This window comes from Sporosarcina sp. GW1-11 (genome assembly GCF_033088395.1).
Taxonomy (GTDB): domain Bacteria; phylum Bacillota; class Bacilli; order Bacillales_A; family Planococcaceae; genus Sporosarcina.
This window is the reverse complement of the sequence record NZ_JAPMIW010000001.1, coordinates 411,952-418,867: the sequence shown is the minus strand read 5'-3', so window position 1 is coordinate 418,867 and position 6,916 is coordinate 411,952. Positions and strand designations below refer to the sequence as shown.

General features: G+C 40.6%; 4 protein-coding genes. 2 read left to right on the top strand and 2 right to left on the bottom strand.

Annotated features, from left to right (window positions below):
* Nucleotides 1-1,507: 1,507 nt before the first annotated feature.
* Both ORD22_RS02035 and ORD22_RS02030 read right to left on the bottom strand, forming a co-directional pair.
* A complete protein-coding gene (locus ORD22_RS02035; protein ID WP_317644176.1) occupies nt 1,508-3,184 on the bottom strand; it encodes an N-acetylmuramoyl-L-alanine amidase in 1,677 nt (558 codons plus the stop codon).
* Between the two features lie 168 nt (nt 3,185-3,352).
* Nucleotides 3,353-4,294, bottom strand: coding sequence for a C40 family peptidase (locus ORD22_RS02030; RefSeq protein ID WP_317644175.1), 942 nt, complete (start codon nt 4,292-4,294; stop codon nt 3,353-3,355).
* A gap of 228 nt (nt 4,295-4,522) precedes the next feature.
* Here ORD22_RS02030 and ORD22_RS02025 point away from each other — a divergent pair, with 228 nt between their 5' ends.
* Together ORD22_RS02025 and murJ are read left to right on the top strand one after the other, a co-directional pair.
* Nucleotides 4,523-5,626: a glycosyltransferase gene (locus ORD22_RS02025; RefSeq protein WP_317644173.1), complete on the top strand. Its 1,104-nt coding sequence runs from the start codon at nt 4,523-4,525 to the stop codon at nt 5,624-5,626.
* On the top strand, nt 5,623-6,906 hold the full coding sequence (gene murJ / locus ORD22_RS02020) for a murein biosynthesis integral membrane protein MurJ (RefSeq protein ID WP_317644171.1): 1,284 nt from the start codon (nt 5,623-5,625) through the stop codon (nt 6,904-6,906). The genes ORD22_RS02025 and murJ overlap by 4 nt, the downstream gene beginning before the upstream one ends.
* The last annotated feature ends 10 nt before the right edge of the window (nt 6,907-6,916 follow it).

The following is a 6,916-nucleotide window of genomic DNA, read 5'->3' as shown; positions in this document are numbered from 1 at the left end:
GTTTAATTCGGTAAGTGCCAAAGCCCACTAAAACTACACTGTACTCACCAGCGAAGGCACAACTGCGGGGTCGGCCGAAGCCATGAGACAGCTAGCGTTCTTTGCTAGTTGGCTCATGGCGGGAGGCAATCCCCCACGTGCCGAAGCGATGATAGGAAGCAGACCTTTACTAACTTCAGTAACATAAAAAAGTCGAGCGACGACACATTACTAACTAGTAGTAAGTCCCAGACACATCAATCCGCTTCTATATGTAGAAAAGTAATTCGTCATTGAACTCACTTCGGCGCTTGCGGATGGCTCCCGCGATGAGCCAGAAAGGAAGAGCGCCTCTCTGTCTCATCGCTCCGCCTACCGCTTGTAAGGCGCCTTCGTTTGGTGTGGAAAAGCAAGTAGCATAGTACGTTGAAGTCTAAAAGTGAATTTTACTATGTACCAAAGCTTACCAAAACTACACTGTACTCATTAGCGTAGGCACAACTGCGGGGTCGGCCGAAGCCATGAGACAGCTAGCGTTCTTTGCTAGTTGGCTCATGGCGGGAGGCAATCCCCCACGTGCCGAAGCGTTGATAGAAAGCTGACCATCACTAATTTCAGTATCCTAAGAAAGTCGAGCAACGACACATTACAAACTAGTAGTAAGTTCAAGACACATCAATACGCTTCTGTATGTAGAAATGTAATTCGTCACTGAACTCACTTCGGCGCTTGCGGATGGCTCCCGCAATGAGCCAGAAAGGAAGATCGCCTTTCTGTCTCATCGCTCCGCCTACCGCTTGTAAGGCGCCTTCGTTTTGTGAGGGGACGTAGTTAGCATAGTACGTTGAAGTCAAAAAGTGAATTTTACTAAGTACCAAAGCTTACCAAAACTACACTGTACTCATTAGCGAAGGCACAACTGCGGGGTCAGCCGAAGCCATGAGACAGCTAGCGTTCTTTGCTAGTTGGCTCATGGCGGGAGGCAATCCCCCACGTGCCGAAGCGATGATAGGAAGCAGACCTTCATGAACTTCAGTACCGTAAAAAAGTCGAGCAACGACACATTACAATCTAGTAGTAAGTCCAAGACACATCAATCCGCTTCTATATGTAGAAAAGTAATTCGTCATTGAACTCACTTCGGCGCTGGCGGATGGCTCCCGCAATGAGCCAGAAAGGAGGATCGCCTCTCTGTCTCATCGCTCCGCCTGCCGCTTGTAAGGCGCCTGCGTTTAGTGGTGAAAGGTAAGTAGCATAGTACGTTGAAGTCAAAAAGTGAATTTTACTAAGTACCAAAGTTTACCAAAACTACACTGTACTCATTAGCGAAGGCACAACTGCGGGGTCGGCCGAAGCCATGAGACAACTAGCGCGCCTTTCGCTTGTTGGCTCATGGCGGGAGGCAATCCCCCACGTGCCGCAGCGGTGATAGGAAGCGGATCTTCATGAACTTCAGTACCGTAAAAAAGTCGAACGACGACACAAATAAAAAACCTCCCAAGATCAAAACCTTGGGAGGGGGAGTGCATCACTGCTTGCTATAATATTGGTATAGCCCTTGATAAATCGCATCCGCATAAATATTAGCATACGTTTCACTAGTCAGCTTCTTAAAATCATCAGCATTCGACAAGAAACCTAACTCTACAAGAACTGCTGCTACATTATTATTGCGAATTACGTAGAAACGATTATTCTTCACACCGCGATCAACCATATTGGCCTTCTGTACAATATTACGCTGAATGAAAGCTGCTAAATCGCGACTTTCAGTAGCATTCGCATTACTAGAAGAATCATAAAACGTTTCCGCACCTTTTGCAGTAAAACCCGCTGCGTTCACATGAATCGATACAAATGCTTCTGCAAAATTATTTTTTGCGAAATTTGTACGTTCCTCCAATGAATAATACTTATCCGTGGAACGTGTCATCAAGACTTTCGCACCTGCACTTTTCAGTTTCGCTTCTAACTTCTTTGAAACGTTTAACGTAATAGCTTTTTCTGTATGTCTACTCTTGACTGTACCCGGATCGTGTCCGCCATGTCCAGCATCTACAACAATGATCCGATCACGTAATGGATTGCCTGTTTGATTTAGCAACTTAAGATACGTTTTATGGACATATCCCGTTGTGTTGCCAGTACGAATTTTTGCCCAGTACCCTGAAATTGAAAGGACTTCAACTTTCTGTCCGTTTTTAAGCTTTGTTACTAATGGCGCGCTTGGGTTACCCGATGAACGTACATTCAAATTATTAACAGTCACTTTACCCATCAACTTAGCAGAAGGAGTAGGGGTAGGAGTAGGAGTTGGCTGTTCAGGTTTAGGTGGTATTGGTGCTGGTTGATTTGAATTTAGATTCGTTGTTGTAAAGTATTCATGAATATATCCTTCAACACCGGCTATATTTACTTTCAACCACACGCCTGTACTACCAATTACTTCTACAAGTGTTCCGTTCGTTAATGCGTCGATAATTGTAGCAGATTCAGAAGGAGAACTGCGTACATTCAATGGATCTTTGTCGTCTCCTGTCTGAACTTTTACATAGTTGACACTTGATTGTTGATCTACTGCTTTTACTTTTAGTGCAAACTGCTTGTCCAATGCGCGGGCTATGAACAAAGCGAATTGCGAGCGAGTGAGGTATTCTTGAGGTAAGAACTTTTTATTGTCACCTTGTGTAATACCTGCATAGTACAGCCCGTTAATTCGTTCTGCGTACTTATGATTGGAAACATCCGTTAACATTAAAGGTTTTTGCGCTGTGATCTTTTCTGATAAATTAAATGCAATAGATAGAGCGTAGGCCATTTCCTCACGTTTAATCTCTTCGTTTGGATTGAAGCGACCATTGCTGTTTAAAGTAAAGAAACCTTTTTGAATGGCAATGTTAGCAAACTTATATTGTTCACTAGTCGGGTTTAGTCCTACGATTTTCATATCGAGTAAAGGAACGTTCTGATTACCAGTCGCAATAACAAGCATTTTTGCGACGTGTGAACGTCTTAACTTGTCTTGCGGATTGAAATTAATCGATTTATTAACAATACCTTTTTCTGCTATGTAGTGAACTTCCTTAAAAAATTCTCGCTCGGCAGGGACGTCGGAAAATTTGAAGCTTGCTAATGACTGGAGAGGTGAGAGTATTAAGATGGTTAGCAACAATAAAATAGTAGTTGCCCATTTAAAATGATTCATGAGTTCCTCCTTAAATATAGTTTATTACAAGACTCATAGGTTCATTTTACCAGTGTTGAAAAGTGATTACTAGTTGTTTTTTCTACAATTCATAAATTAATAACTTCAATGAATTTGATTCTTTATAACTAAAAAACGAATGTTCTATGAGAACATTCGTAAAGAAGGTTATTTAGTAATACGATTCATGAAAGCGTGTAGGTGTTTACTAGTCACTTTATCATCTAAACCGAATGTGCCATCACCATACCCACTTGTAATATTGTGATAATAGAGAATGTTGATATATTCAATGGCCCAGTGGTTAGCCGGAACATCTTTGAAATTTGCGATAGCTGATCCACGCAAGCCAAAAGCTTCTACTAATACTTTAGCCATTTGTGCACGAGTTAATTCTTTGTTTGGGTTGAAATTCCCTTGGTAACCTGTAAAAATATTTGCTTCTGCAACTGCTGAAATGGCATGATAATGTGGATTTGATTCATCGACATCTTTAAATGTTAGGTTAGCTGTCGTTTGATCTAACCCGAGTTTATCCGCTATTTCTTGTGCAACTTCTGCACGTGTAGCATAAATAATTTCTTTTACAGGAGTTGCTGCAGCAATTTTTTTCTCTTCTGTAGTAGTTTCGTTATCTTTAGAAGTATTCGTATTATTTTCGGTAGTAAAGTTAGTCACACGACGAGCGCCCATGTAGCGACTTTTCCAGTAGTAAGGATCATTAAGAGAAGATATCATTACACCTTTGCTTACGGAAGCGTGTATAAAGTTATTAGAACCTATATAAATACCAACGTGTGAAACACCACGACCTGATGTATTGAAGAAAACTAAATCTCCTACTTCTAGGTTACTTTTTGAAACTGGAGTACCGACAGAAATCTGCTGGCCTGTTGTTCGTGGCAATGAGATGCCTTCTTTGTTGAATACATATTGTGTATATCCTGAACAATCAAAAGCTCTTGGGGTTGTCCCACCTAATAGGTAAGGTGTTCCTAAATAGTTACGTGCAGTGCTAATTAACGATGTTGGTGAGTTTGCGGACGCAAAATCTGGTGCTATTGATAAGAATAAAAAACTTGCCAAGACCAGAGACAATAGACGTTTCATGCTGTTCTCAAATTCCCCTTTCGCACAAACTTCTATTGTGCTTTATAATCTAGGAATATATTAGCACTTATAAACATGATAAATGTTACATTTAGATTACAAGAGCATTACACGAGATAATATTTTTGAAATGTTAGTAAAAACACCTATATAATTTATGGTATAATCATTCAACGTATAAAAGAGCTGACACCGTTCAAGTGGAAAGCTATAAAGGATGAGTAATGAGTGACTAAAGTAGTGGTATTTAGCAATATGTATCCTTCTGCACAACACCCTACATACGGGATATTTGTGAAGAATCAAGTAGAATTACTAAAGAAGAATGGCTTTGATGTTAAAGTCATTGCTATTCATGAACCTGGAAAAGGGAAGCTTGAAAAAGTAATGAAATATCTTTCATGGGGAATATCTTCTTTAACATATTTATTGAAACAGAAAAAATCCATCAGTATCACACATGCACATTATGCGTTTCCGACGGGCATGATCTCGTTACTAGGGAAAAAGCTTTTTAATCTTCCGTATGTCGTGACTGTTCACGGCGGGGATCTCGATAAAATGGCGAAAAAGAGTGCGCGTATTGCGAAATTCACAAAAAATATTTTGCAAGAAGCCGCTCAAGTGATAACGGTAGGTGAAAAACTACGCAATGATGTAATAGAAGAGTATGCTGTATCTCCGCAAAATGTTGAGGTCATGAGTATGGGAGTTGATACGAAGATCTTTAAGCGGATGGGACAGGAAGAGGTTAGACTTCTATTGAATATACCGCTTAATGAACGTGTGGTTATTTTTGTAGGGAATGTCATTGAAGCAAAAGGTGTTATGGAATTACTCGATGCGTATTATCGCTTGAGAGAAACGCATGATGATCTTCTACTATATATAATAGGCTCACAGAAAGATCAACGTTTTGTTGAGTTGGTGAAAGAGAGGATTGAAAGCAAAGGCGTGTCAGGTGTAGTGTTTAAAGAGCCGGTAAGCCAATTGGAACTTGCGAAGTGGATGTCAGCAACAGATGTATTAGTATTGCCGTCATACCATGAAGGGTTTGGACTAGTGGCGCTTGAAGCACTTGCATCAGGCGCGAAGGTAGTTGCAACAAATGTCGGTGGTCTTCCTTACTTATTAAAAGATGGGGTAGGTGTGCTAGTTGAACCACGCGATCCAGAAATGCTTGCAGAAGGTTTAGAACAAGCGCTTGAAAATGAAGTATCATTTTCACAACATGAAACTATCCAGCAAGTGATCCAGCAACATTCTTCTGAAGTAATCGTCCAGAGATTGAGCGATATCTATCAGCAGAATGGAAAGGGAACTTTGAAATGAGTAAATTATTTAAAATAATTGGTGCAGTTGCGGTCATCAATATTGTGGCAAGACTCTTTGGTTTTGGACGAGAAGTGGTCATCGGGATTCAGTATGGTACTTCTACAGTGGCCGATGCGATTGCAACAGCGTATTCAATTCCAAACTTCATCTATTTAGTACTCGGTGGCGCATTAACGACGGCTTTTATATCGGTTTATCATTCTTCTAAGATGAATAAGGAATTATACGTTCGTAAAGCGTTTACGACAGTTGTTCTATCAGCGACGCTCGTGACTGTTTTGTTAGTAGTGTTCACTGATTCGATTTTAAATCTCTTTTTCAGTAGATTAAGTGGAGAAGACTACCAGTTAGTGAGAAATCTTTTCTTATGGATGATGCCATCATCTATTTTGTTAGTTGTATCCACGTGGATGAGTGGATTGTTAAACATTAATGACCGCTTTCAGTTATCTAGTTTAGCTATTTTATTGTATAATGTTGCGTTTGTAGCAGTCGGTTTCCTCCTAACAAAATGGCTAGGACCGGAGTCTTACGGTGTAGGTGCGTTAGTCAGTGCAGTTTTGATGGGTGGATTTTTATATTGGGGTATAAAGCGTGCAGGCTTACCGTCATTAAAACCGTCGTTTGGTATGCCGGATGACATCAGAAAAATGTGGTGGCTAGCATTACCTATTCTATTCGGTGGTGCATCATTGCAGTTCTACTATATTATTCACCGAATTGCGGCAGATGGATTAGGGGAAGGAGCGATTTCTTCTATTAACTATGCATCCAAGCTGACAGGCTTTCCACAAGCGATTCTCATGACCGCTGTGACGACTGTTATCTATCCAATGCTTGCGAAAAAAGAAGGTGAAGGTGATACGAAAACAATTAAGATGCTCTATAAAAAGGGTATGTTGTATATGGTCGTATTACTCGTGCCAGCTACTGTATTTTGTTACGTTTTAGCAGAACCTTTAATTCGCCTAGTTTTCGGCTATGGGAACTTTGGTGAGGAGTCTATCATGCTAACGGTGCCAGTGTTTAAAGTATTTGCGCTTTCGATGTTCTTCTTAGCGGCGAATACATATGTTACGCGTTTTTACTATGCAAAAGGAAATTCCATCATGCCAATTATATTCAGTCTAATTAGTGTCTTTGGCATCAACATTGCAATTATCTTCGCATTTGTGGATCAAATCGGCGCACAAGCAATTGCGTATGGTACGGTCATCAGTGCCGCAGTAAACTTCTTACTGCTAGCGGGTTATGCCCGTTTTAAATGGAAACTATAAAACACAAAGA